This window comes from Bacillus sp. CFBP9009, assembly GCF_036541465.1.
In the GTDB taxonomy this organism is placed as follows: Bacteria; Bacillota; Bacilli; order Bacillales; family DSM-1321; genus Peribacillus.
On the sequence record NZ_JAZHFU010000012.1, the window covers coordinates 88,910 to 113,694 of the forward strand.

Genomic DNA, 24,785 nt, shown 5'->3' on the forward strand with positions numbered 1-24,785 from the left:
GGATGATCATGAAACTAGAAGATATCATTAAAGAACGGCGCAGCATCAAACGATTTAAGGACATTCCTGTTCCTATTGATACCATCCAATCATTATTGGAAACTTCAACATGGGCACCGAACCATAAAATGACCCAACCGTGGCGCTTCGTCGTGGTGCAGGGTGATAGCCGCTTAAAACTCGCAGAAGCAACCCGTGCATTCATGGAAGGCAAAGAGAAGGACCCCGAAAAGAAAAAAGCAGCCGGACAGCGAGGATATAATAAACTTATAGGTGTACCGATGTTTGTCACAGTGATCATGGAAGAGAATCCGAATCCCATGACACGTGAAGAAGATTATGCGGCTACAAGTGCCTTGATCCAGAATTTCAGCCTGCTTGCCTGGGAACAGGGAATCGGGATGATATGGGAAACATACGGCATGATACACAGCATGGAGTTTCGTGAAGCATTAGGCGTGAAACCTGGCGAGAAGATCGTCGGCAGCCTTCACGTTGGCTATCCCGATATGATCCCTGCCCCGCGTCCAAGGAACGCGATCGATCAACTCCTGACCATTATGGATTAACATAAAAGGAAAGCCTCCAAATAGAAGATTGGAGGCTTTCCTTTTATAGTTTATGAGCAACACAATGATTAGCGGGGAAATGTTGCATTCCGGTTATCATAATCCCTTAAAGATAATTACATAAATTATTCACTTTTATAGGAAAACTGCACCCCCATTGTTAGATGATGTCTAACAATGGGGGTGCAGTTCATTTCAAGGAGGTCCCTAAACGCCCATACTCAAAAGAACTCGTGATATAATGCCTGAATCGCCGTCTCTTCGTTGTGCCCTTTCACACCGAACATCATGCTTACCTCCGAAGAGCCCTGGTTGATCATCTCAATATTCACCTTCGCTTCGGCCAAGGCTTTTGAAGCCCTTGCCGTTGTACCGACATTATGACGCATTCCTTCCCCTACAACCATGATCAAGGCAAGATCATGCTCCACATTCACTTCATCGGCATGGAGCTCTTTCTTGATTCGGGAAATGATTTTCTTCTCGGCTTCACCTTTCATCTGGTCCTGCCTTAGAATTAGCGTCACATCATCGATGCCTGATGGAATATGCTCATATGAAACTCCATAATCTTCAAGGATGTGCAGCAGTTTCCGGCCAAAACCAACTTCCCGGTTCATCAGATATTTGCTAATGTAAATGCTGCAAAATCCTTTATCGCTCGCAATCCCAATAACGGGCCCGTTCGTATTATCCCGTGTATTCACAATGCGGGTCCCTTGTGCCGCCGGATTGTTCGTATTCTGGATATGGACAGGTATTCCCGCACGGAATGCAGGAATCAGCGCCTCATCATGAAATACCGAGAAGCCGGCATAAGAAAGCTCACGCATCTCACGATAGGTTAATTCCCGGATTCCCTTCGGATTGGAAACCACATTTGGATTCACCGCATAAACGGCATCCACGTCCGTAAAGTTCTCATACAAATCAGCTTTGACCCCATTCGCAAGAATCGAACCAGTAATATCGGAACCGCTTCTTGAGAAGGTTAACACATCACCATCTAACGTATAACCGAAGAACCCTGGGAATACTACGATTCCAGGCTCATCACGCAGAGCATATAACCGATCATAAGACTCTGGCAGCACCTTGGTAAATCCACCTTCATCCGTTACGATCAAGCCGGCCTTCTTTGGATTTATATACTGTGCCTCTACACCACGGCTTTGGAAATAACCTGCGACCAGCTTCGCATTATTATCCTCGCCGCTGGCCTTCAAGGCATCCAGATAACGCTTCGGGTTAGTTTGGTCTGCATGCAGCAGTGCCATTAAATTTTCATGAATCCCAGTGATGACACTCTCGGATATATCCAGCTCTTCAGCAATGCTCGCATAGCGGGATACGACATCTTCTATCAAATGCTCTCCGTTATCCCCGCGCAGCTGCTGTTCCGCAGCTTCAATCAATAAATCCGTCACCTTTATATCATCGGAATTGCGTTTCCCTGGAGCCGAAACAACTACAATCTTTCTCTCTGGATCAGAAACAACAATTTCGAATACCTTCCTCAACTGTTCACCTGACGCAAGTGAACTTCCACCAAACTTTGCAACTTTCATCTCGACATCCCCTATTTTCGTAAATATTCTGTCAAAATCAACTCTCCCTATTATTACGCTTTTTCTCGAAACAATCAAGTGGGAATTCCGTTATAGGAGGACATTTGTATTTTCAAAAAGGACAATTCATCAGGACGACTGATCAAGAATGGCTAATAACAAAGAAAAAGACAACGGGCATATGCCCATTGTCTCTCCTATTCTTTAGCGATTATCCACGGTTTCCGGGTATAAGTCATGGTTCATCAAGCGGTAATTCGCCATTTCCTCATACTTCGTACCTGGTTTCCCATAATTCGTGTAAGGGTCGATGGAAATTCCGCCCCTAGGTGTAAACTTGCCCCAGACTTCAATATATTTAGGATCCATCAATTCGATTAAATCATTCATGATGATGTTCATGCAGTCTTCATGGAAATCACCGTGATTGCGGAAGCTGAATAAATAAAGTTTCAAAGACTTGCTTTCCACCATTTTCACACTGGGAATATAGCTGATGTAAATGGTAGCAAAGTCCGGCTGGCCCGTTATCGGACATAAGCTAGTGAATTCCGGGCAATTGAATTTGACGAAATAATCCCGGTTCGGATGCTTGTTATCGAATGACTCAAGGATTTCAGGCGCATAGTCGAATGTATATTTTGTTCCTTGATTCCCAAGCAGAGTGATATCTTTTTTTAATTCTTCTTCTTTTCTTCCAGACATTAAAAGTCCTCCTAATCCCACGTTTCAGGGAGATTCATAAAATGGGCCTCTATATAACAAAAACCATATCTCCTCAAAGATATGGTTGATTCGCGAAAAATATCAAAGCCATAGTTTTTTTAAGAGGGTGATGCTATGAACCTCTCCCGTTTATCGGGAAATATTTTAAAATTGTCTTAGTAAATATAAAAAAAAATAGTCAATCTGTCAATGCAACTCTCTTAAATTGGGTTTGATTCCTTTATATATTCAGTTTAAAATGGAAAAAGCAGTTCAACCTATCAGAAAGAAGAGAATATACACATGTGGATTTTTGCAGCACTCATCACCAGCTTATGTTTCGGAATCAATAACAGCATTTTCAAATGGAGCAGCGGAAAAGGCTATTCCAAGATCCATATCCAATTTTTCTTTTATTTTTCAGCTTTTATTTTGTCCATTGTTTATGGAGTATTTATGGATGGTTTGCAGCTGAACTGGCTGTCCATCATGCTTGGTGCAGCAATTGGTGTACTGAACGCTAATGGTAACATCCAGATGGCAAGCGCCTTTGAAAAAGGGCCGGCAAGCTTGACATCACCATTAATCGCAGCGAATGCAATATTCCCCATACTCTGTGCAGCTTTAATTTTTCACGAACATATTTCTTCCTTGCAGTGGAGTGGAATAGTCTGCATGTTTCTCGCTACATTAGTTATCCAGTATACACCTAACGCCAAAGGTAACCATCAATATGTCCCTTGGATCATGCACACATTATTCTCCATCTTATCATTTGGTGTGCTCGGAATTCTAATGACGACATCAACACGTCTTCATTTAAACTCCCTTGATATCTTAGTATCAATGTATGGAGGAGGAATGCTTTATCTTCTTTCGGCTCTGGCCTTTAAAAAAGAAAAAATCAAGCTAAAGGAAGTCAAAATCGGTTCCTTAGTAGGTTTTTTAAGCATGATAGGCTATGGATGTTATTTCTTTGCATTGAACACCGGGATCGCAAGCATCATTTTTCCTGTCGTCAGCCTTAACTGTTTAGTTGTCGTATTCGCTGGATGTTATTTATTCAAGGAAAAACTAAAAACCTATCAAATTGCCGGTGTTTTTGCAGCATTAATCGGTATTATTTTAACTAAAATATGAATATAGTTCGTTTACAAAAACAACCTGGCTGTCATGTGTACAAGCCAGGTCGTTTTTTATTTAAACGGGAAATGGGGTAGGTCAAAAAAAAAAAAAATGTTGACACATCCTTAAAAATATCAGATAATTTTGAATATTAATTCTTTAGATTTTACAGCTTTTATTAATTCTTTAGATTTTACAGCTTTTGAAATGTTTGAAAAATCCTCTGCCACGGGTATTAAAGAAATAGGTACAACCACCTCATTTAATTCGGAATCAAGAAAGGAAAGATGCATAATGGTAAAAGTTACAGTAACAGTTGATTTCCAAGGAAAATCTTATCAAACTAACGTCCTTGCTAAACCGGGTACAGATCATGAAGTAATTTTACAACAAGCCCTTCATCAAGTTGAAAAACAATGGAAAGCGTAAGAAGGCAGGCATCGCAATAGATACCTGCTTTTTTATTACCATTAAATAATATCCAAAATATTTTTCATATGCACTATTAAAGACCCTCTTGCAGCAATTCCCTCCTACTAAAAAACACAAAGACACTAAAATTCAGTCGTCAGTTTGTGTACGTTAACCTCTGAATAACAAGTAATTTAAAATTTTTCTTTAATGAAAAAAGCACCTAAATGAAATGGGATTATACAATAAAAGACTTATAAAAAAGACGATCTTTTAAAGGACCGTCTCAGCTGTAGACAATTTAACCGTTAATTTCCACTCCAGGCACTCGCTTTCCGCGGGCGGTCCGGGAGCCTCCTCGGCGCTCTTGGCGCCTGTGGGGTCTCCCTTGGACGCGCTTTTCCCGCAGGAGTCTCGTACCCTCCGTTCCAATCAACTTGTTTTAAAATTTAGATAGAACCCCTTTTGTCTACAAACAAGCTAATAATTGATTTTCCTACAGTTTTTGTTGAGGGTTTGTTAAATTCAATCGTTTATTTCCTCTCCTGGCACTCACTTTGCGCCTGCGAGGTCTCCCCAGGACGCGCTTTCCCCGCAAGGGTCTCGCACACACCGTTCCAATCAACTTTGTTTTTAATTTAATACAGAACCCTTTTGTTTACAAACTGAGACCAATTTACTGTTCTTAAACTAAATTTCTTATTAATGGCATGGAACGTTCTTGGAGGCTATCGGAAAACAGACTATAAGAAATGACTTTCTTCTTGTACTGTTTAATTACATCCACGCGGTCATTGTAAATGTACACAAATAACTTAACATCAATTTTGCCTTTTTTAGTATCAATGACTAATGGAGTCCCACTGTCCTCTGGATGTAAAAACAATTGCTCGTTACCCGGGAATATATGATTTTTCTTCAAAAACCTGGCGTTATTAAAATGATTAATAACTTGAATTTTTTCTTCACCTTCCAAACGTTTTCCGTCAAAGGATACGATCGCATTCCCGCCACTAATTTCTGAGTGTATTTTAAATTTGCTGATAATCCAATTAACAGCATCGGTTGGAAGACAGGAAACCAATATTTTTAACAAACTTAAGATAATTGTCAAAATCAAAACCGGCAATGTCAATTCATCATCTCCGCTACATTTATAAATTAATTCTTATATAACTTATTATATCAATAGGGCTGGCAGTTTTTCTTAGAAGATGTGTCCGTTCTATTAACGTTTTACTTTGGTAAAACATTGTATTTAAATGCAATTTCCCCTTTATAAATATAATGTTCCGAAATGGTTATACTAAACAAAATGGTTTCATCCACATCCTTCTTAACAAATTTCCATGGATCGGTATAAGAATTTATATTTATTAAAATACAAAAAAACTGGGCGTCATCAAGACGCCCAGCTTTTCCGGAATCGATTATTGATATCCCCAAATCATTGTTAGCATTGTACCGAAAATTGTAACCAATGCAACGAACAATCCGTAATAAACGTTTGTGTAAATCGATGCTTTATCTTCAGACTCACCTGCGTGCATGAACATAACTAATTGCAGTGCAGCTTGCATGAAAGCTGTAACAAGAAGGATGATCATAGCCATTTTTAGTGAGAGATCAAACATAATAACTGATAGTGCGACCAAAGTCAGGACTAGAGAAAATGCAAATCCCATAACTTGGCCCCGTGGGAATAATTCTTTCATATTACATCATTCCTTTCAGGTAGACGAAACTGAAGATGAAAATCCAGACAACGTCTAAGAAATGCCAGTAAAGTGAAAAGATGAAAGCCTTGTTTGTTGTTTCTGGAGTCATACCGCGCTTTTTGATCTGCATGATGATGAAGGTTCCCCAGAATAAACCAAGTGTAACGTGAGCTCCATGCGTACCTAGTAATGTAAACAAACTAGATAAGAAAGCACTTGTTTGAATGGTTGCTCCTTCATGTACATACTCCACGAATTCATAAATTTCGACTCCCAAGAAGCCTAAACCAAGAATAAGGGTGATAATGAAGAAACCAATCGTTGCTTTCTGTCTGCCAAGTCTCATTGCATTGATTCCAAGACCTATGGTAAAACTACTAGTTAAAAGAAAGATTGTTTGAAACATCAGGGTTGGGAGTTTAAAAAGATGTTCCCCTGTTGGACCATTTCCAGTTCCGTCAACTAATACAAAATAAGTGGCGAACAGTGTAGCGAAAAGAGCTATTTCTGCTCCTAGGAAAATCCAGAATCCAAAAATCTTTAAGCGATTTTCTTCCGTGCTATATTCTAGTGGCAGCGAGTTATCTATTTTCATTACTTAGCACCTCGCAATTTATTTTCAGTTTCTTCGATCTCTTCAACAGAGATATAACGTCCGTGATCTTTTTCGAATGAACGGTGAATCATACAAGCAAAGATACCGATCGTTGCAATGATTGCAATGATCCACATGCTGAATACCATCGCAAAGCCCCAAACGAAGAAGATACAGCTCATGATAAACGGCACACCACTGTTATTTGGCATATGGATCTTTTCTACTTTACCGCCAAATAACTTAAAGCCTTTTTTCTTTGAATCCCAGAAAGCTTCTGTAGAATCAACTGTTGGCACAATTGCAAAGTTATATTCAGGGATTGGTGTATGTGTAGCCCACTCTAGAGAACGTGCATCCCATGGATCGTTTGAAATATTTCTTGACGCATAACGAGTGCTCCAATAGATATTGTACACAATAAGTGCAAAACCTATTGCCAAGCCAATCGCTCCAACGAAAGAGAGCATATTCAATGGACCATACCCTGTTGATTCAGAGTACGTATACATACGACGTGCCTGCCCATCTAAACCAGTGATGAACATCGGGAAGAATGTTACATTAAAGCCGATTGTAATGAACCAGAACGACCATTTCCCAATTTTTTCGCTCAACATGAAACCGAACATTTTTGGCCACCAGTACGTGAAACCAGCAAGTACGGCAAATACAGTACCAGGGATTAAAACGTAGTGGAAGTGAGCTACTAAGAACATTGTATTATGGTATTGGTAGTCAGCACTTGCCATTGCAAGCATAACCCCTGTTACCCCACCGAGCGTGAAAATCGGAATGAAAGCTAAAGAGTATAGCATCGGAACGGTAAAAACGATTTTACCTTTCCAAAGTGTGAACAACCAGTTGAAAATCTTAACACCAGTCGGGACGGCAATTGCCATCGTGGTAATCGAGAAGATACCATTAACCATTGCACCGTGACCCATTGTATAGAAATGGTGAGCCCATACAATGAAAGATAGAGTAGAAATAGCTACCATGGAGATAACCATCGAATTATACCCGTACAGGTTACGACGTGCAAATGTCGAAATGATTTCACTGTAAATACCGAAAGCTGGAAGAATTACTATATAAACTTCAGGATGTCCCCAAACCCAGAACAAGTTCGCCCAAAGCATATCGCTACCGCCATTGGCCATTGTAAAGAACTGAGTTCCGAATAGACGATCCATTGTCATCAACGCAAGTGCCACTGTCAATACAGGGAAAGCGAAAACGATAATGAAGTTTGTGATCAAGATAGACCATGTGAACATTGGCATTTTCATTAAGTTCATGCCAGGTGCTCTCATTTTCAAGATTGTTACGATAAAGTTGATACCAGTCAGTAATGTACCGATACCAGCTATTTGAATTGCAATCGCGTAATAGTTAGAACCTACTGATTCACTGAAATCGTTACTTGCCAGCGGGAAGTAAGATGTCCAACCTGCATCAGGAGAACCACCGACTACGAAAGAGATGTTAAATAGCATTGCCCCCATGAAGAATAACCAGAAGCTTACTGCATTCAGACGTGGGAATGCTACGTCACGCGCTCCAATTTGCAATGGTGTGACAATGTTCATTAACCCAATGATAAATGGCATAGCCATGAACAGGATCATGACGACCCCGTGTGTTGTAAATACCTCATTATAATGCTGTCCATCCAAAAGACCGTTATCTGGAATAGCCGTTTGAGCACGCATCATAAGAGCATCCACGCCACCACGGAAGAGCATAAGCAGTGCTGCCAAGATGTACATGATACCAATACGTTTATGGTCAACCGTTGTTAACCACTCACGCCATAAGTAACCCCATTTTTTAAAATAGGTAATTCCGGCAACAACCGCAATCATGGTTAAACCAATGGCAACCATGGATGCATAAATCGCAGGACTTGGATGAGGTACGGCAAATCGATCAAAGTAATCCATACTTTTGTGACTCCTTTCAGGAAAATATTCCTTATCTTGTAAACCTAGTTGTTTTATACGAAATTAATTCTTAGTGATCATGATTCATGTTGCTGTGTTCTGAATGTTCCTCGTGTGAATCCTTGGAATCAGTTTCTTCCGTATCAGAAGATCCGTGGTCATGACCAGCATTTTCCCCTTCAGGAGCTGGGGAAAACTCTAAGTGAGTTCCCGTGTAAGTGGATTGTCCCACATGACCAGGTTTTAATAATTCATTGAATTTTTCCTCAGTAATCGGTTTAGCAGTAGCTTTAATTTCATCTACCCACTTATCGTATTCTTCTGCAGACAGTACATTAACGTTGAAAGTTTGCTGAGCAAAACCTGAACCACTGAAGTTTGAATTTCGACCCATATACTCTCCTGGTACATCAGCTGCTAAGTGCAACGTATTAACCATGTCCGACATCGCGTATTTTTGTCCTCCAAGTTGCGGAATCCAGAAACTTGAGATTGGACCGTATGAGTAAAGTTTAAATTCAATTGGTCGGTTAGTAGGTAAAAACAGATAGTTGACTGTTTCGATATCTTCTTCCGGATAACTAAAATGCCATTTCCAGTTGGAAGATGAAGCGTAAATAATTAAAGGTTCTTGATCACCGTATCCTTTAGGTGTTGCCTCAACTTCATTTGTTGTTTTAACAGTAACAACGGATAGGAAAGCGACGATTAGAATTGGGATCGCAACCCAAATTATTTCAAGAACCTTACTTCCTTCAATATGAGGCGGTTCATAATCATCACGTTGTTTGGAAGCACGATATTTCATTATCATGAAGATATACAGTACCATAACGACAAGGACGACAAAGGCCATTGTCCATATCGAAATCATAATAACATCTGCTTGTGTTGCAGCTACTGGCCCTTTAGGGTCCAAGACCATTAATGGGTTATCGCAACCGGTTAGCACAGTGGCAATAGTAAAAAGTATAGTTAATAGAGCCCATTTTATTTTCATAGTACTACCCCTTTCTTACATAATAAAATTCCAATTGGTAATTATTCGGACAAAGTGTTACCATGTTCACAAACCCCGACATACCAATATTAATCCCAAGTCTAAAAAAAGACAATACAAAGTGACATCTGTCACATAAAGTTCATTAAAGAGCAGTAAGAAGATGGTAAATGAACTGAAATGTTCGAAAATCTTCAGCAAATGAAATATAATAAATGTTTCATAATCTTGCCTATGAAAATTCACTTATCAGTACAGGATTGCATATATTACCGATCCTCTTTCCGTTTAATATTACTCTAATATAATGAAATAAAAATTTCACATTATATTCACCGTGTATATTGCCTCAAAACTCTTAAAGATTATGAATTATATTACCTACCCTGTCAATTAAGTATTTATCGTTAGAAAACATTATTTAAAACGGATTTTTTTCACTCGGCCATGGAGGTTGGTAAATGGTAGACACATTAAACACGATGTTGTCTCCATGCTTCAATACTCTTATGATCCAACACAGGTCAATATTATATATATATAAGGAAACAACGAGTTTGAAATGAAATTGGGTTCTTTCGCAATCCTTATGCCCTGTCATTATTTTTAAACAGCCGTTTAGCAATAGTCGTGGTAGAAGTAATTCAGGTTTGGTAGTTCTATCAAATCTGCCTTTAGCAAAACCCACTGACCAATAACCCCATATTGATACCTGTATCCCTTTTGAATTATCAATTAAAATTACATAGAAAAAAATCCACAAAAAAAGGACTTCTTAAAAGTGTCCTTTTCTCGTGGATATAGTTTAAAATGTAAGTGAGAATTTCCTGGCGTGCAGGCAGTTGGTTTGGATGTCAAGCACATCGTGTGTTTGGCAATGACGAGTGCAGTATATTGTATTGAATTAAAACGTAACAAATTGGGAGTTCGATTCTGATAACACATAAAATGAAAGCGCATTCACTAAATGAGATCAAGTTGACTCAAATTCAGCAAGTTAGGCAAAAGAACAACTAGTTTTGTTTAGAAAAACAGTATATTGCACTATATTCCTCGTTTTAGTTACTGAATTCTGTACTTCTTTTTGTTGGAGATTTAGCCTTTGTTTTCATTTTTATGATTTTAGTCGTTTCCGGTTCAATTCTTTCGCCTTTATGTGTATTCATTACCATTTCTTCTGTCAGGACAAAAAATATACCAACTAGAAAAATGGCAGCTGCGCTTAATGTGATGGCGATTCCAACAGCGGTAAATATATAATCCTTATTGTAATCGCTTACAAAGAAACTTAAAGCAAAAATAATAATTCCGATTACACACCCTGTGCCCGATACCCATTTCACTGCATCTAACATCTTCTGATTAGCTTCCATAATTTCATCCCCTTTCTTTCTATTTTATGACATTTCACAAATTTGTCAAATCTTTTCTATTTTTTAACATATCCACGATGAAAACCTTGACAAATAGAAGACGCCACCATTCACTTTTAGGTATTCAAGACTATATGAACAAACTGCAAAAACAGTGCAAATACACTATCTATTTTTCCGATATTAACCTACTGTATACTATTAAAAAACTCCAATATAAGACCCCTGATAATAACCAGGGGCCTTTACTCTTTCTATGGTTTTTGCAAGGTGATCGTTACCGTTTTCTCTTCAGTGCCTCGATATAATTTAACCTTTACTTTATCGCCGATCTTCTTATCTGAATATAAGTATTTCCTTAATGCTGCCGCGGTATCAATTTTCGTTCCATCAATCTCAACGATGATATCCTGTTGCATAAGCCCTCCATTCGCCGCAGCCGAGCCCGCCTCTATACTCGTCACCATTACGCCGGATTTAGCAGATTCTGGAACATTTTGAAGGTAATATTGCGGTAGTTCTTCTATACTGGCCAAGCTGACTCCTAAATATGGCCGCGTGATTTTTCCATTTTTAATCAGTTCCGTAACAATTGGAATCACATCATTACTTGGTATGGCAAACCCTAAGCCTTCCACACCATTTTCGGAAATCTTCAAACTGTTTATCCCGATCACTTCCCCAGCGGTGTTGATCAATGCACCGCCGCTGTTGCCGGGGTTGATCGCTGCATCTGTTTGAAGGACATCAAGTTCCCACTCCCCGTCCGATGTATCGACTGAAATGGAGCGTCCGGTCGCACTGACGATCCCTTGTGTAACCGATCGTGAAAAATCAAGTCCAAGAGGATTGCCAATTGCCAATACTTCTTCACCTGGACGCATGCTATCGGAATTCCCGAATTTAATTCCCTCAGGTGCCATCGAGGCATCAATTGTCAAAACCGCTAAGTCCGTCAAAGCATCAGCCCCGACAACAGCTGCCGTTGTCTTTTGTCCATCATACAATGAAATTTCGACTTCCTTAGCTCCTTCAATAACATGATTGTTCGTGATGATATAGGCTTTCCCACCAGCTTTTTTGTAAATGACCCCTGAACCAGTGCCGCTCTCAACCGTTTCGCTCTCCGTGCTTTGCCGCTGGTACGGGTTCTGGTTTTGCATCTCCTGTAAATTCACGACCCCGACAATCGATTTGGATGCTGATTCGACCATCTCTGCCCTATCATTTGAATCCGTACTCGTCGATAACTTTTCCGCCGTGACACTTTTATCTTTTTCAACACTTTCCGTTTGCTGTACACCTGCCGTTTCGGTTGACTCATTCACTGAACTATTCTCTTGATCTATAAAGTCCCCGCCAAATAGAAATACAGACGATGTAACCATAGCAGCAACCGTTCCGGAAACAAGGCTAGTTAGCCAAAGAGACTTACCCTTTTTCCGTTCTGCCTTCACTCTGACTTGCTCATCACCATTATAATTCTCCATCTTTATCCCTCCTATGATTGTCCTTTGTCCTTTACTTGACTCAATCATAAACAGGAAATATTAAAAAATTCTTAAGAAATAAAGAATAGGACGACATTTTTACAAAAAGTATAAAATTATATCGAATCCTGTATTTTGCTGCTCTGCAAAATAAAAAGGCCTCAACAGGGGCCTTCAATTCGACCATACAGTTATCCTACAAGACTTCATAAACTTCTTTAGTCTTCTTATTCACTCCATACCAGCCCCAAGTGATTTTGTGGCCACTTTTCTGACTAGGTTCATACACCTCGAAAACATGAAAAATGTAATCTCCCTTTTCGGCATCATGATCATATTCGATATTCAAATTCGGAAAATTTTCCATGTCCACATAATCCATCACAAGCTTCTCTGCCTGAGATTTACTTAATGTACTAACCGAAGCCTTGCTCTCTTCTTTGCCTATTGTATCCGTTGCCGCCTCATCTTCTACTTTGGATCCATTGGTTCCGTCCACAGTTGCTTCCTCCGCCGGCTCCGCCTCGTCATTTCCCTCTACTGCTTCTATCGTGGCGGAGTCTGATACCGGTTGCATTTCCACCGCCTTTGAAACCATTAGTTTACCTTCCCGGTATTTTGCTTTATATGCGGTCGCTTCTTCAAAATCGCTTTTGGCCGAATCAAAATCCTGTTCGTCGTATTTCTTCATTCCACTCGCCAGAAAACCTGAAAGATCCATTAACTCCCTTGCTTCCGGTGTTTTTGCTTCTTTATAAGCTAATTCAAATGCCTCGTGGGCTTCTAAATAATTTTCCTCATTCAACTGACTTTTCCCTAAATCCATATTGGAATCATAATTCCTTGTTACGCAGCCTGAAGCAATCAACACCAAAAAAATAACCATGATTGACCTCTTCACTATATCACTCCTTGATTTTCCATATTATTCTGTAAATTCATCTTATACCATTTGATAAGAAATCCGATACCTCTATTTCCTATCTTTTTCATTAAGGAAATGTTTACATTGATGATTAACTTTTTACAAATAGTGGTACAGAATAGCTAAACGCTTGAAAGGATGATGCGCAGAATGATGCAGGAAAAACAGACCTATCATGTCGATTTGGTCAGCGGCGACTTACTCGGACAAAAACTTGAAGAGAATCCAAGCTTCACTGTACACGCAACTGATGAGGAACTTGCAGAATTGAAACAATGCTTGGAGGAACACCGGACAGATGACCTGGAGGCATATGCCCGTTCACATGTGCCCTACCTTCTTTATCATCATGACCGGGCAAATGATAAATACGATGCAGCCATGAAAAGGCTTTATGCCCTCATTTATAAATTAGGGGATGAAACGGCACGAAACCATATTGAAGAAATCGGCATATTGAAAGATAACAAATTCGAGGGACAAGAAGAAGTGCAAAAGTTCAAATAGGAAATAGAAACAGAACCTGAAATTCAAAGGTTCTGTTCTTTTATAATTAAGTTTAATCAAAAAGTTTTCCTGCCCCCAATAAAAGGGAAATACAAGATTCCATTTTGTGATTCATTAATCAGTTTTATAAGCAGAGTTCTTTCAATCTACATATTTATCCTTCAAATAATCTGAACCAATACCGCCAATAACCATCAAAGCTAATGGTAAAAAATTCGATACAACTGGCATGCTTTTTAAAATGGTAATATCGGTGCCGGCAAATTTATTAAGACCAAAAATAATTAATTTAGACACTAACAAAAATGCTCCTATTAATAATACGATATCAAAAAACATTTTCCTTTTTGGAAATGCTAACTGCTTACTTTCCCTTATTATTTTTTCTTTCAATTCATCGTCACTCCTTAATAATTCATCTACCGTAATTTGAAATAAATCACTTAAATTAATGAGTACTTCAATACTTGGATAATTTTTTCCCGTTTCCCATTTGGACACAGATTGGCGACTCACATGAATCTTCTCTGCTAGATCATTTTGTGACCAATTTCTTTTTTCCCGTTCTTTTTTTAATCGTTCGCTAAAAATCATAATGAGTTCATCGCCTTTCCTACTCCTAGTATTGTGAGATGAATTATGCAAAGTAAAGATAGTAATAAGCGCATTACTATGCAACTTATGGGTGACACCGAAGAAAGCCTTGATATATCAAGGGAATCAGATTAATTTTCCGGAACTGCTGTAGAAAGTTAAAATTTTAAAAAAATCCAGTTGATTTCAGAAAACCGCTGCCTTTCCGCCTTCCAAGCCTCGTCAAAGCAAGCGTCCCCGGGTCTTCGCTAGCCAGTTAAGCAGCTACTCAATTCTATAATTTTTCAACTTAATAAGCCATCTTGCTATCACATAATTGACCTTAATTCAAAAAAAGCCTTGTATAGACAAGACTTTTAAACCTATTTTTTCCTGCCTGTTTAACTACACGAAGCATTTTTTTATTTCGCTCTTTGATTTTTTTTGCACTAATACTTTCACAATATAACAACTGGCAGTTATAAAAGGGTAGTAAGGTCTGATTATTATCGTTACTTACTTTTGGTATAACTTTACCTTTTCGTTATCGATTTGATTTGCACATAAAAAAAGGTTGCCTCGGCAACCCTCCCTATAATGAAGGAACTGTCTCCAGCTCCCGGTATATATTCATTGCATTGACACGCAATCATAACGTTTCATTATTAAATGTTCCATTCTTTTAATTCGAATCTCCGCACTTTATGTACAACGTGAGGATCATTTTCCGCTAAAGAGAGTGCTTCTTCAAATGTGTCTGCAATATAGACAACCAAGCCGCCTGAGCCATCCGCAAAAGGGCCTCTTGCAAAAACCTTCCCTCTACAATCAAGTTCGTTTAAATACTCGATATGATGTGGACGCACTTCTATATTTTTTTCAGCATCAATCATATGTAAAATTGCTGCATAATAAGCCATGCTTTTCCACCCCCTAATTTCGGTTCCAGACAACCAGCTTCATTTCTGTCATTTCTTCAACTGCATATTTTAATCCTTCACGTCCAGTTCCACTTTCCTTCACTCCACCGTACGGCATATTATCCACACGGAATGTCGGAATGTCGTTGATCATGACTCCACCAACTTGTAAATTTTCCGCTGCATCCAGTGCTGTACTTACATCATTCGTATAAATCCCTGCCTGCAGGCCATATATTGAATCATTCACCAAATCAATAGCTTGTTCTACTGATTGCACTTTGTTAATCAAAACGATTGGGGCGAACACTTCTTGACAAGATACCTTTGTGTGAGTATCTGCATCCAATATGACGGTCGGATGAAGGATATTGCCTTCCGCTATTCCACCTGTTGCAATCTTGGCTCCACCTTGTTTCGCCTCATCAATCCAATTGAGGCTTCTTTCAACATCATTTGGGGAGATCAAAGCGGAAACATCCGTTTCTGGATCAAGCGGATCACCTAATTTTAATAGTTTGGTTGCTTCTATAAACTTTTCAACAAAGCGATCGTAGATTTCTTCATGAGCATAAACCCTTTGCAAAGAAATACATACTTGTCCCTGATTGGAAAATGCTCCCGTCACACAACGAGAAATGATCTTATCGATATCCACACCCCTGTCAATGATGACAGCTGCATTGGATCCCAGCTCCAGCGTCACTCGTTTCAATCCGGCTTTGTTGCGGATGCCAATTCCGACTCCTGGGCTGCCGGTAAAAGTAATCATACTTACTTTAGAATCAGTGACCAACTTGTCTCCAACCACTCTTCCTCCACCTGTGACAACATTTAATGCTCCTGCAGGCAATCCAGCTTCCTGTAATAATTCTCCGAGGAACAGAGAGGATAAAGGCGTTTGGCTTGCTGGCTTCAATACAATTGTATTTCCTGCGGCGATAGCAGGACCTACTTTATGAGCGACTAGATTCATGGGGAAATTGAAAGGTGTTATGGCCCCAATCACTCCAATCGGTTCACGTACAGTGTAACCGAGTCGGTTTTCGCCGCCTTGGGCGGCATCCAGCGAAAGCGTTTCTCCATGAATTCGTTTTGCTTCTTCAGCGGCAAACTTGTAGGTTTCAATTGTTCGCGCCACCTCGCCCTTAGCGGTTGTAACCGGCTTTGCTGATTCAATAGATATGATTTGGGCGGCTTCATCTGCGCGCTCCTCAAGAAGATGGGCCAATGTTTCCAGGATTTTCGCACGTTGATGGGCTGGCATTTTTGCCATCACCTTAGCAGCTTTTTGCGCCGCTTCAATAGCTTGGTCGGTTTCTTCGTCAGTGGCCAGGGGGATTTCAGCTATGACTTCTCCTGAATAAGGAGAACGAAGCGGACTATACTCCTTCGCCTCCACCCATTCCCCTTTAATTAGTAAATGTTTTTTTTCTACTTTATCTATGATTGTCATGTTCTCAGCCACCCTTCACTCTTTGTAAGTGCTTCATCTAAAGATTAGAGGCAATTTTTGAAACAGTCGATTCCATTCTTGAAAAATAATACTCTTCTAATTTTGTCGTTAAGCCACCGTGACCAAATTTACAGTGATTATTTTCACTCTCGGAACTTCGCTTAATAAATTCAAGAAAATACAATATACTATTGCGCCTTTCTAGAATGTTACTAATTCCTTGCTTATAAAACCAAGCATCGATGGTATTATAAACTCCTCTATTAATCCCATACTGTTCATTACAAACTCTAATAAAGGATAAATCAGTTAAGTTTATTATCTCTTCTACATCTAATAGCAATTTGTCCCCTCCTTGCTACTTAGCTCTGCTAATTGAAATGTACTCAATTCCAAAACGATTTATCAGCTGGAGTTTTTTCATTTCCTAAATCTACTATCTTTTAGCTTAATTGGTGCTCTGGTTTAGTACTTTTCAGTGCTTTTTGCATAAAAACGATTTCTTCACTCAGCATTGAAATACGTTCCAAAACTTCCTCATCAACCAGTTCGTTTTGTGAATTGAAATGGTCGTTATGAGCATAAACAGAGCCAGGTGCAACAAATGCACGGAAATAGCTGGCTATAGGTTTCAGCTGATTTTCAATGACTAAATAATGCTGGTAGGTTCCACCGGTAGCCACTAGCCCCATTACTTTATTACGGAAATCCTTCGGGGGGATTAAATCAAATAAGTTTTTAAGAGCTCCTGTAATTGACCCTTGGAATATTGGAGTTCCTATAATGTAAAAGTCTGCTGAGGTAACGATATCAATTACTTTTTTCGTATCTCCAGTGTATGTTGACGGATTACGGCCATCACAAAATTGAACATCATACTTTTTCAAATCAAGCAATTCGACTTCTATATCAGGATGGTTATTCTTAACTTCCTCTAAAACCTTTTCAATAACAACTTTCGTCTTCGTTCCTATTATCGTTCCTGAAATCCCCAGTAATTTCATTTCACTTTTCCTCCTTATTAAAACCCTACGATAAAAGCGTCTACCCAAAAATTTCTATTATCTCATTATGAACGGGTCAGGAATCGGCTCAGATGATGTATTGATCCAAACCACTTTATCTTGCATATATTCATGAATCGCTTCATAACCGCCTTCTCTTCCATAACCGCTTAGGCCAGATCCGCCGATTGCAGCAATTGGTGAAATACTTCGATAGGTATTCACCCAAACGATTCCAGCACGTATAGCTTTCGCGACTCGATGAGCTTTTGCAATATCACTCACCCAAATTCCAGCTGCCAATCCGTAATCAGTACTGTTCGCTAATTGAATAACCTCTTCTTCATCTTTAAAAGGGATAACACTTAACACAGGACCAAATATTTCTTCATTAGTAATACGGGAATTATTATCGTGATGCTCGAAGATCGTGGGTTCAAAATACCAACCTTTTTCTAAATATTCAGGCTTTTTACCTCCGCAAACAAGTTTTCCACCTTCATCTAACCCGATAGCCACGTATTTTTCGACTCGCTCCAATTGGGCCTGCGTAGCCAGCGGTCCCATTTCTGTTTCATCTTGAAAAGGATCACCAATCTTGATTTTCGATACTCGGTCTACAAGTTTTTGCATCACTTCATCGTAAATATCGACATGTAAAAATGCACGCGAACCTGCCACACAACTTTGTCCTGAAGCACCAAATATACCAGCTATGATACCCATCGCCGCATTATCAGGATTAGCATCCTCAAATACGATATTGGGTGATTTCCCTCCAAGTTCAAGTGATACCTGTGCAAAATTTTGAGCCGAATTACGAACAATATGCCGTGCTGATTCTGAACCTCCCGTAAAGGCCACACGCCTTACAAGAGGATGGGAGGTTAGTGTATCGCCTACAGGCATTCCAAAACCGGTAACAACATTGACTACACCAGGTGGAAAACCAGCTTCTTCAACCAGTTTCACCAGTTCCAATAGAGAGGCCGAAGTCATTTCCGAAGGTTTAATGACTATGGTATTTCCTGCTATAAGTGCAGGTGCAAGCTTCAAGGTTGTTAAATAAAGAGGGGAATTCCAAGGAGTAATGGCGGCTACTACCCCCAGGGGCTCTTTGGATGTAAAAGCGAACATATCTTTTTTATCAATTGGTAAGGTTTGACCATGGATTTTATCTGCTAGACCCGCATAGTAATAGAAAAATTCAGGTAAATATTTTACCTGACCACGCATTTCGCGTATTAATTTCCCATTATCCAGTGATTCGACTTTCGCAAGCTCTTCAGAGTGATCAGCAATCAGCTCTCCAAGCTTTCTAACCAGACGCCCCCGCTCCGTGAATGTCATATTGGTCCATCCTGAATGCAAGAATGCATTATGCGCAGATTGAACGGCACGATTTACATCTTCAGCATTCCCTTTGGCGACTTGACACCAAGCCTCTTCGGTTGCAGGGTTATAACTATCGAAATATTCACCACTTGATGATTCTACCCATTCCCCGTTTATATACATCTGATATTTCTTCAGCTCTTTCACATCGAGTCACCCCTTTGCTTTTGTCTTTCAATAAACGACCTAATAACTTCGTTCACTATTTTGGCTCCTTCTATCGGCAGCATATGCCTCATATTTGGTACTATCATTAATTCTGAATCCACAATCTTTTCATGCATTTGTCTTGCCATTTCGGGATTTGAACCTACATCATGCTCCCCTGTTATAATTTGGGTCGGTATATTAATCTGGTGGATCTGCGGCCACAATTCTTCATCCGCAGTTGCAAAAAGTGTATAGGCCGCTAAATATGAAGCAGCATCGTTTGTCTGAAGTCTTTCCCGAATCTTACTGACGGTCTCTTCCTTTGAATTCAAGAATTCAAGATTAAACCAGCGTTTAATGGCTGGTTCAATTGTTGCCAAAGGGCCCGTTATTTTCACTTCTTCCACTCTTTTTAAAACGGCTTTCCTCTGTTCCTTCGTCCGATTGGCCACTGCGTTCATAATTGTTAGCGTTTTTACTTTATCCGGATATTTTAATGCAAATGCCTGAGCAACCATACCACCCATGGAGAAACCAATAATATGACTTCCTTTAATCCGTAAGTGATTCATTAGTTCTGCTAACTGCTCAACAAACTGTGAAAGGGAATAAGGACCCGGAGGATGCTCGGATCCTCCGTGCCCAACCATGTCATATGTGATAACATGGAAATGTTTCGACAATTCTTCAACTTGTTTTTCCCACATCGTAAGATCAAGACCAACACCATGAATAAAGATAAGCGATTGACCAATCCCTTTCTCTTCATAATGAAGCGAATCTTTTCCATGCAATGTAGTTGGCATTAAACCAGCCCCATTTCAACCATATCTTGATGCCTGTTTCCTGTTCTCGGATGAGGACGTCCTCCTGTAGAAGCCCCAATGGCAACAACGATCTCATCGGCCCTTGGTGCATCAGGTATAGAAGCTTCAAATGTAATGAAATGAGAGCGTTCAGACTCATCTGTCTTATGTACCATCGGTATGAGCACAGCAGATCCAGCGCCACCACGCTTATTAGTAAAACTTAAGATACTCGTTCCTTTCACGGCGTCCCTGAATTTGTTACCGAATTTCAAAGTATGGATAAAAGCTGATGCATGCTCAACCTCCCCATCAACTCCCACGACAGCTGCCTTGCCGAATGCTTCGACGTCATCAGCGGAATCAATGTGCTTAAATAGTTCAGCAACTAATAGTTCGCCAATTTGCGGTGCAAATTCATCAATTTCCGGTTTTAAATTATCAACATACCCTCTGCCAGCCCATGGATTTTTGATAACCGCCATAGTTGTTATCATCTTGATGGGATTCTCTACTTTTTTACCGCCCTCAATACGTGTTTCTTCAATAGCTGTATACACTTTACGAATATCTAACATTTACATTACCCCCAATTTAGTTTTTGTGAATCTTGGCATTACTTCTTCCGTGAACAATTTTAAACTTTTCATCATTTTTTCATGTGGCAAACCATTATGGTTCACCCAAAGCAGTAAAGTTTCTAAATTCAGTTCTTCCTTCAATTCTTGAATTTTCTCAGCTACATAGTCAGGTGTACCAAACAATAAATTTCTTGGATGTAAGAATTCATAGTTCAATTCCTGTCCTTCTTTTACTGTTTCGCCCGGATCCATAAGGTTGCTAAGCCCCCTCCAGTGACAAATCCAGCGATAGTTGTTCAATACTGCTTCTGCCGCATCTTGACGAGCCTGTTCCATCGTTTCAGCTACATATACATCACGTACTAAAGCTATACCCTGACCAAGTGGAACTTCATAGCCTTTGGATTTGGAAGCCCTTTCACGATACAGTTCAAAACGGCCTTTTAATTCTTTGACGGTCGGCATCCAAAACATTCCTTGTATATCGTTCTCCGCGGCCAATTCAATAGAACGCGGTGAATCAATTACTTGCCACAGCGGAAGTGATTGCTGGTAAGGTCTAGGCATAAGGGAAATTTTATCAATTTCGCCTTTTTCCATATCCATAAATTCCGGTGTTGATGGGCTCATAGGGTGACTCCACTTTAAACCTTTAGGGGGAAATTGATAGATGTCACCTTGATGTGAAAAGAAACGGTTTGACCAAGCCTTTTTTAAAATTTCCAATGTTTCCTCAAACAGTGCACGGTTTTGTTCTTGATTTGCCGGATCTGCCAAAGTGTTTAAATTGGCCGCTTCCCGTCCGTATAATCCACGTGCCAGACCAACTTCCACACGTCCTTTGCTTAACTGATCAAGCATTGCTATGTCTTCCGCCAAACGCAGCGGATGCCAGAAAGTGGCGACATTCGCAGCTTGTCCAATTCGAATGTTCTTTGTACGTGCAGCAATATCAGCCCCCATTAAGATCGGGTTAGAAATCAATTCATTTCCTTCATGACCAAAGTGGTGCTCGGTATACCAAATCGAATCATAACCATTTTCATCACAGTAAATAGCTTGCTCACGGGCTTCATCCAGCACTTTATAATACTCATCATGTCTTCCCTGTCCTGCAAGATTTGCAAAGATTCCAAATTTCATAGTACTCATTCCCCCTCATATCACTTTTTTTGACCAAGTTTCTTTGCTATGTCCATTTTAAGTTGCATTCCACTTGCTTTTACATGCTCTCGCATGGCCTTCTCCGCTTCCTCCCGATCACCTTTTTCTATAGCTATCAAGACCGCCTGATGTTCCTTTAATGATCTCTCACGGCGATTCGGATCTTCGATGGTTAAAAAGACATACTGTCTATAAGGTATTTGATTGAGCAGCAAGTTTAGCATGTAACTTAATTTAGAGTTATTGGCGCCTTCTTGGATGACTGAATGAAAAACATCATTAGCCTCGACATATAGCTTTTTATCCGAGGTTTGTATAGCAACCTCCATGTCAGACACTGCTTGCTTAAGGTTGTTAATGTCTTCAGCACTTCCGCTTTCTGCAAGCAACCCCGCTGCAAGTCCTTCCATTACTTCCTTTAAAGTAAATAACTCATCCAATTCCTTTTCAGTTGGTTTGGTCACACATGTTCCAACCCTTGGAATGATCTCGACTAACCCTTCTCTTTCTAGCTGTTTAAATGCTTCCCTGATAGGGGTTCTACTAACTTTGTAATATTCAGATAAAACAGTTTCCGATAATTTTTGTCCTGGTTCATAATCTCCAGTTACTATGGATTCGCGTATAGCGTTCGTAACCTGAGCCGTAATCCCCAACGTTAAGATAGCTGTAATGAAAAGCCCCTCCTTTTTAAAAGTTTGTACCATGTACCATGCAAGCTCTTGATAAGTGCAATTATAGGTCATGGTAAATAGACTGTCAATTCAAAAAAATAAAATTTTATTTTTTATTCGAAGATATGTTGTTCCACAATTTTCAAACTAAAGTTTAATATTTTCAATCATTCAGTCTAATAATCAAACTGATTGATTGAAATTCACTAGATGAATGAACGGATCTTTTATGATAGTTCCCTTAAAAATTATTTTTTCTGAAAATATTGACATCTGTATACGCTTACAATTATAGTGATTCTATAAAATAAGCTTGCATGGTACATGGTAGTATACCGAATTTGATAGGGGGTAAATTGATGAAAGTTGAAACTCGCAGTATAGAATATATTCCGGCAGATGAACGCCATGGCAAGGCCCGGGATTTATTTCCAATTTGGTTTGGGGCAAATATGCATATTACCACCCTTGTGACCGGGGCATTGCCCATTACATTAGGTCTTAATTTATTTTGGAGTCTGGCTGCAATAATTGTCGGTACCTTATTAGGCGCCATTTTCATGGCCTCCCATTCAGCTCAAGGACCTCAACTCGGAATTCCGCAAATGATCCAAAGCCGGGCTCAATTTGGTGTAATCGGAGCCATCTTCCCCTTGTTTCTCGTTATGTTTGTCTATTTAGGCTTCTTTGCCAGCAGCGGTTTGCTTGCAGCACAAACCTTAAGCAGCTTAACAAAGATCGACCAAACATGGAGCATAATACTTCTAAATGTTCTTTGTTTCGTGGCCACCATTTATGGCTATAACTTAATTCATAAAATGCAAAAATTATTATCCTGGGCGTCTCTTTGTATTTATATTGTAGCTACATATATAGTCTTCCAATTGCAAGTTCCGGCAGGCAGTTGGGCCATTGGAAATTTGGATATACCAGTGTTTTTGCTGGCGGTGAGTATGGTTGCTACATGGCAATTGGCATATGCCCCCTACGTTGCAGACTATTCTCGCTATCTACCGATAACCACACCCACGGCCCATACATTTTGGTATAGTTACGCTGGCACAGTCATCGGGACTATATGGATGATGACATTAGGCGCAACCTTAACCATAGCGATTCCTAACTTCCTTGATCACTCTGGCGGTAACTTGGCCAGCCTGTTTGGAAATTTTGCTATAATCATGTTCTTTATAATCATCTTTGGACAGCTTGCTATAAATGTCTTTAACCTATATGGAGCATTCATGGCAACCATAACAACAATTGAACCGTTTATTAAATTAAAGGTCACACCGAAAGTAAGAATAGGAATGATATTCTGTGTAACAGTAGCAGGTACCGTTTTGTGCTTACTAGGTCAGAGTAATTTCCTATCCTTTTTCTTGAATTTCATCTTTTTCATTAGTTATTTTTTAATTCCCTGGACATCCATCAACCTTGTTGATTATTATTTGCTGCGACATGGCCATTACAATGTAAAAGATATTTTTGATGTGAACGGTCAATATGGCAAAATAAATTGGATTACTTGTATGGCATTTCTTGTATCAATTTTGGCGGAAATCCCTTTTATAAACACATCATTCTATGTAGGACCGATAGCCAAGGCCTTTGAAGGAGCAGATATCGCTTGGATTATTGGGTTAGTTGTCCCAGCTGTTTTGTATTACTTCCCAATGAGAAAAAAGTTAAATACCGCTGAAAATGCAATAAATAAACAAGAGAATGTTTTGATAGAGAATACAGACGCTTCCGAGAAAAATGTTAAGTAACTTAATTTCAAGTGTCGGATAACAGAGAACCCTAAAATGAACTGCACCCCAATCGTTAGTCACCAACTAACAATTGGAGGTACAGTTTTTTTTGACTAAATATACGATAAATGAAAAATTACATGCTTTTTTAGGGTACTTGGAAGAAAAAAATCCCATAATCCATTGCACAAGAAAGCATTTCAAACAAGAACTAGAAGAATATTTCCATTACTACAATCACAACGAATCAAGAAAAGATTAAAAGGCATGAATCCGGTAGATTACCGGGTTCATGCCCTCAAGGCTGCCTAAGTAAATAATGTGTCTAGCTTTTTGGGTTCACTTCAATGAAAGATCCTTTTTATTCACAAATTTA

25 protein-coding genes, 1 pseudogene and 1 riboswitch are annotated in these 24,785 nt (G+C 39.6%); of the genes and pseudogenes, 6 read left to right on the forward strand and 20 right to left on the reverse strand.

Annotation, left to right across the window (positions count from 1 at the left end; translation table 11 throughout):
* Nucleotides 1-8 precede the first annotated feature (8 nt).
* Nucleotides 9-569 carry a nitroreductase family protein gene (locus V3595_RS21780; RefSeq protein WP_485909493.1) on the forward strand — a complete coding sequence of 187 codons (561 nt, stop codon included), beginning with the start codon at nucleotides 9-11 and terminating at the stop codon, nucleotides 567-569.
* 221 nt (nucleotides 570-790) lie between these two features.
* On the opposite strand, the gene V3595_RS21785 is transcribed toward V3595_RS21780, so the two are convergent.
* Nucleotides 791-2,137, reverse strand: a complete 1,347-nt coding sequence (locus tag V3595_RS21785) for an aspartate kinase (RefSeq protein ID WP_137017865.1) — start codon at nucleotides 2,135-2,137, stop codon at nucleotides 791-793.
* A 204-nt stretch (nucleotides 2,138-2,341) separates the two neighbouring features.
* Nucleotides 2,342-2,842: a preQ(1) synthase gene (queF, locus tag V3595_RS21790; protein ID WP_034305880.1), complete on the reverse strand. Its 501-nt coding sequence runs from the start codon at nucleotides 2,840-2,842 to the stop codon at nucleotides 2,342-2,344.
* Nucleotides 2,843-2,946: 104 nt separating this feature from the next.
* A riboswitch (PreQ1 riboswitch) is annotated at nucleotides 2,947-2,992 on the reverse strand.
* A gap of 153 nt (nucleotides 2,993-3,145) precedes the next feature.
* Between queF and V3595_RS21795 the strand changes: the two genes are divergently transcribed.
* Both V3595_RS21795 and V3595_RS21800 read left to right on the forward strand, forming a co-directional pair.
* Nucleotides 3,146-3,982 carry an EamA family transporter gene (locus V3595_RS21795; protein WP_485909496.1) on the forward strand — a complete coding sequence of 279 codons (837 nt, stop codon included), beginning with the start codon at nucleotides 3,146-3,148 and terminating at the stop codon, nucleotides 3,980-3,982.
* Between the two features lie 129 nt (nucleotides 3,983-4,111).
* Nucleotides 4,112-4,396, forward strand: coding sequence for a BA3454 family stress response protein (locus tag V3595_RS21800; protein ID WP_485909498.1), 285 nt, complete (start codon nucleotides 4,112-4,114; stop codon nucleotides 4,394-4,396).
* Nucleotides 4,397-5,063: 667 nt separating this feature from the next.
* On the opposite strand, the gene V3595_RS21805 is transcribed toward V3595_RS21800, so the two are convergent.
* The 8 genes from V3595_RS21805 to V3595_RS21840 all read right to left on the reverse strand — a co-directional run bounded on the left by V3595_RS21805 (nucleotide 5,064) and on the right by V3595_RS21840 (nucleotide 13,386).
* Complete coding sequence (locus V3595_RS21805; RefSeq protein WP_485909500.1) at nucleotides 5,064-5,513, reverse strand: YfmQ family protein; 450 nt, start codon at nucleotides 5,511-5,513, stop codon at nucleotides 5,064-5,066.
* A gap of 295 nt (nucleotides 5,514-5,808) precedes the next feature.
* Nucleotides 5,809-6,093: a cytochrome aa3 quinol oxidase subunit IV gene (gene qoxD / locus V3595_RS21810; protein WP_048684982.1), complete on the reverse strand. Its 285-nt coding sequence runs from the start codon at nucleotides 6,091-6,093 to the stop codon at nucleotides 5,809-5,811.
* Between the two features lies 1 nt (nucleotide 6,094).
* Nucleotides 6,095-6,691, reverse strand: a complete 597-nt coding sequence (gene qoxC / locus V3595_RS21815; protein WP_048684979.1) for a cytochrome aa3 quinol oxidase subunit III — start codon at nucleotides 6,689-6,691, stop codon at nucleotides 6,095-6,097.
* Complete coding sequence (qoxB, locus tag V3595_RS21820; protein ID WP_101224932.1) at nucleotides 6,691-8,637, reverse strand: cytochrome aa3 quinol oxidase subunit I; 1,947 nt, start codon at nucleotides 8,635-8,637, stop codon at nucleotides 6,691-6,693. The genes qoxC and qoxB overlap by 1 nt, the downstream gene beginning before the upstream one ends.
* A 70-nt stretch (nucleotides 8,638-8,707) precedes the next feature.
* The gene (gene qoxA / locus V3595_RS21825) at nucleotides 8,708-9,637 is read right to left on the reverse strand and encodes a cytochrome aa3 quinol oxidase subunit II (RefSeq protein WP_485909503.1); all 930 of its coding nucleotides are present in this window, start codon (nucleotides 9,635-9,637) and stop codon (nucleotides 8,708-8,710) included.
* A gap of 1,058 nt (nucleotides 9,638-10,695) precedes the next feature.
* Nucleotides 10,696-11,010, reverse strand: coding sequence for a hypothetical protein (locus V3595_RS21830; protein ID WP_485909505.1), 315 nt, complete (start codon nucleotides 11,008-11,010; stop codon nucleotides 10,696-10,698).
* Nucleotides 11,011-11,264: 254 nt separating this feature from the next.
* A complete protein-coding gene (locus tag V3595_RS21835; RefSeq protein ID WP_485909507.1) occupies nucleotides 11,265-12,500 on the reverse strand; it encodes a S1C family serine protease in 1,236 nt (411 codons plus the stop codon).
* A 196-nt stretch (nucleotides 12,501-12,696) separates the two neighbouring features.
* The gene (locus V3595_RS21840) at nucleotides 12,697-13,386 is read right to left on the reverse strand and encodes a hypothetical protein (protein ID WP_485909509.1); all 690 of its coding nucleotides are present in this window, start codon (nucleotides 13,384-13,386) and stop codon (nucleotides 12,697-12,699) included.
* Nucleotides 13,387-13,575: 189 nt separating this feature from the next.
* Here V3595_RS21840 and V3595_RS21845 point away from each other — a divergent pair, with 189 nt between their 5' ends.
* Nucleotides 13,576-13,932 carry a hydrolase gene (locus V3595_RS21845; RefSeq protein WP_485909511.1) on the forward strand — a complete coding sequence of 119 codons (357 nt, stop codon included), beginning with the start codon at nucleotides 13,576-13,578 and terminating at the stop codon, nucleotides 13,930-13,932.
* Nucleotides 13,933-14,073: 141 nt separating this feature from the next.
* Here the strand turns inward: V3595_RS21845 and V3595_RS21850 are convergent, their stop codons facing one another.
* The 10 genes from V3595_RS21850 to V3595_RS21895 all read right to left on the reverse strand — a co-directional run bounded on the left by V3595_RS21850 (nucleotide 14,074) and on the right by V3595_RS21895 (nucleotide 22,727).
* A complete protein-coding gene (locus V3595_RS21850) occupies nucleotides 14,074-14,526 on the reverse strand; it encodes a helix-turn-helix domain-containing protein (protein WP_485909513.1) in 453 nt (150 codons plus the stop codon).
* A 644-nt stretch (nucleotides 14,527-15,170) separates the two neighbouring features.
* Nucleotides 15,171-15,425, reverse strand: coding sequence for a YciI family protein (locus tag V3595_RS21855; protein WP_485909515.1), 255 nt, complete (start codon nucleotides 15,423-15,425; stop codon nucleotides 15,171-15,173).
* 13 nt (nucleotides 15,426-15,438) lie between these two features.
* The gene (locus V3595_RS21860; RefSeq protein ID WP_485909517.1) at nucleotides 15,439-16,881 is read right to left on the reverse strand and encodes an aldehyde dehydrogenase family protein; all 1,443 of its coding nucleotides are present in this window, start codon (nucleotides 16,879-16,881) and stop codon (nucleotides 15,439-15,441) included.
* Between the two features lie 37 nt (nucleotides 16,882-16,918).
* Entirely contained in the window at nucleotides 16,919-17,224 is a 306-nt protein-coding gene (locus tag V3595_RS21865) for a hypothetical protein (protein WP_485909519.1), read from the reverse strand.
* 100 nt (nucleotides 17,225-17,324) lie between these two features.
* Nucleotides 17,325-17,885, reverse strand: a complete 561-nt coding sequence (locus tag V3595_RS21870; RefSeq protein WP_485909521.1) for an NADPH-dependent FMN reductase — start codon at nucleotides 17,883-17,885, stop codon at nucleotides 17,325-17,327.
* A gap of 57 nt (nucleotides 17,886-17,942) precedes the next feature.
* Entirely contained in the window at nucleotides 17,943-19,427 is a 1,485-nt protein-coding gene (locus V3595_RS21875; protein ID WP_241665108.1) for an aldehyde dehydrogenase, read from the reverse strand.
* On the reverse strand, nucleotides 19,424-20,236 hold the full coding sequence (locus V3595_RS21880) for an alpha/beta fold hydrolase (protein ID WP_485909523.1): 813 nt from the start codon (nucleotides 20,234-20,236) through the stop codon (nucleotides 19,424-19,426). Before V3595_RS21880 ends, V3595_RS21875 begins: the two co-directional genes overlap by 4 nt.
* Nucleotides 20,236-20,814: an amino acid synthesis family protein gene (locus V3595_RS21885; protein WP_057278565.1), complete on the reverse strand. Its 579-nt coding sequence runs from the start codon at nucleotides 20,812-20,814 to the stop codon at nucleotides 20,236-20,238. The genes V3595_RS21880 and V3595_RS21885 overlap by 1 nt, the downstream gene beginning before the upstream one ends.
* Entirely contained in the window at nucleotides 20,815-21,960 is a 1,146-nt protein-coding gene (locus V3595_RS21890; RefSeq protein ID WP_101224942.1) for an LLM class flavin-dependent oxidoreductase, read from the reverse strand.
* A 20-nt stretch (nucleotides 21,961-21,980) separates the two neighbouring features.
* Nucleotides 21,981-22,727 carry a GntR family transcriptional regulator gene (locus V3595_RS21895; protein ID WP_137017877.1) on the reverse strand — a complete coding sequence of 249 codons (747 nt, stop codon included), beginning with the start codon at nucleotides 22,725-22,727 and terminating at the stop codon, nucleotides 21,981-21,983.
* Between the two features lie 287 nt (nucleotides 22,728-23,014).
* Between V3595_RS21895 and V3595_RS21900 the strand changes: the two genes are divergently transcribed.
* Both V3595_RS21900 and V3595_RS21905 read left to right on the forward strand, forming a co-directional pair.
* The gene (locus V3595_RS21900; protein WP_485909526.1) at nucleotides 23,015-24,427 is read left to right on the forward strand and encodes a purine-cytosine permease family protein; all 1,413 of its coding nucleotides are present in this window, start codon (nucleotides 23,015-23,017) and stop codon (nucleotides 24,425-24,427) included.
* Nucleotides 24,428-24,605: 178 nt separating this feature from the next.
* Nucleotides 24,606-24,721 (forward strand): annotated as a pseudogene (locus V3595_RS21905) (IS3 family transposase); the annotation flags it as partial.
* Nucleotides 24,722-24,785: the final 64 nt, after the last annotated feature.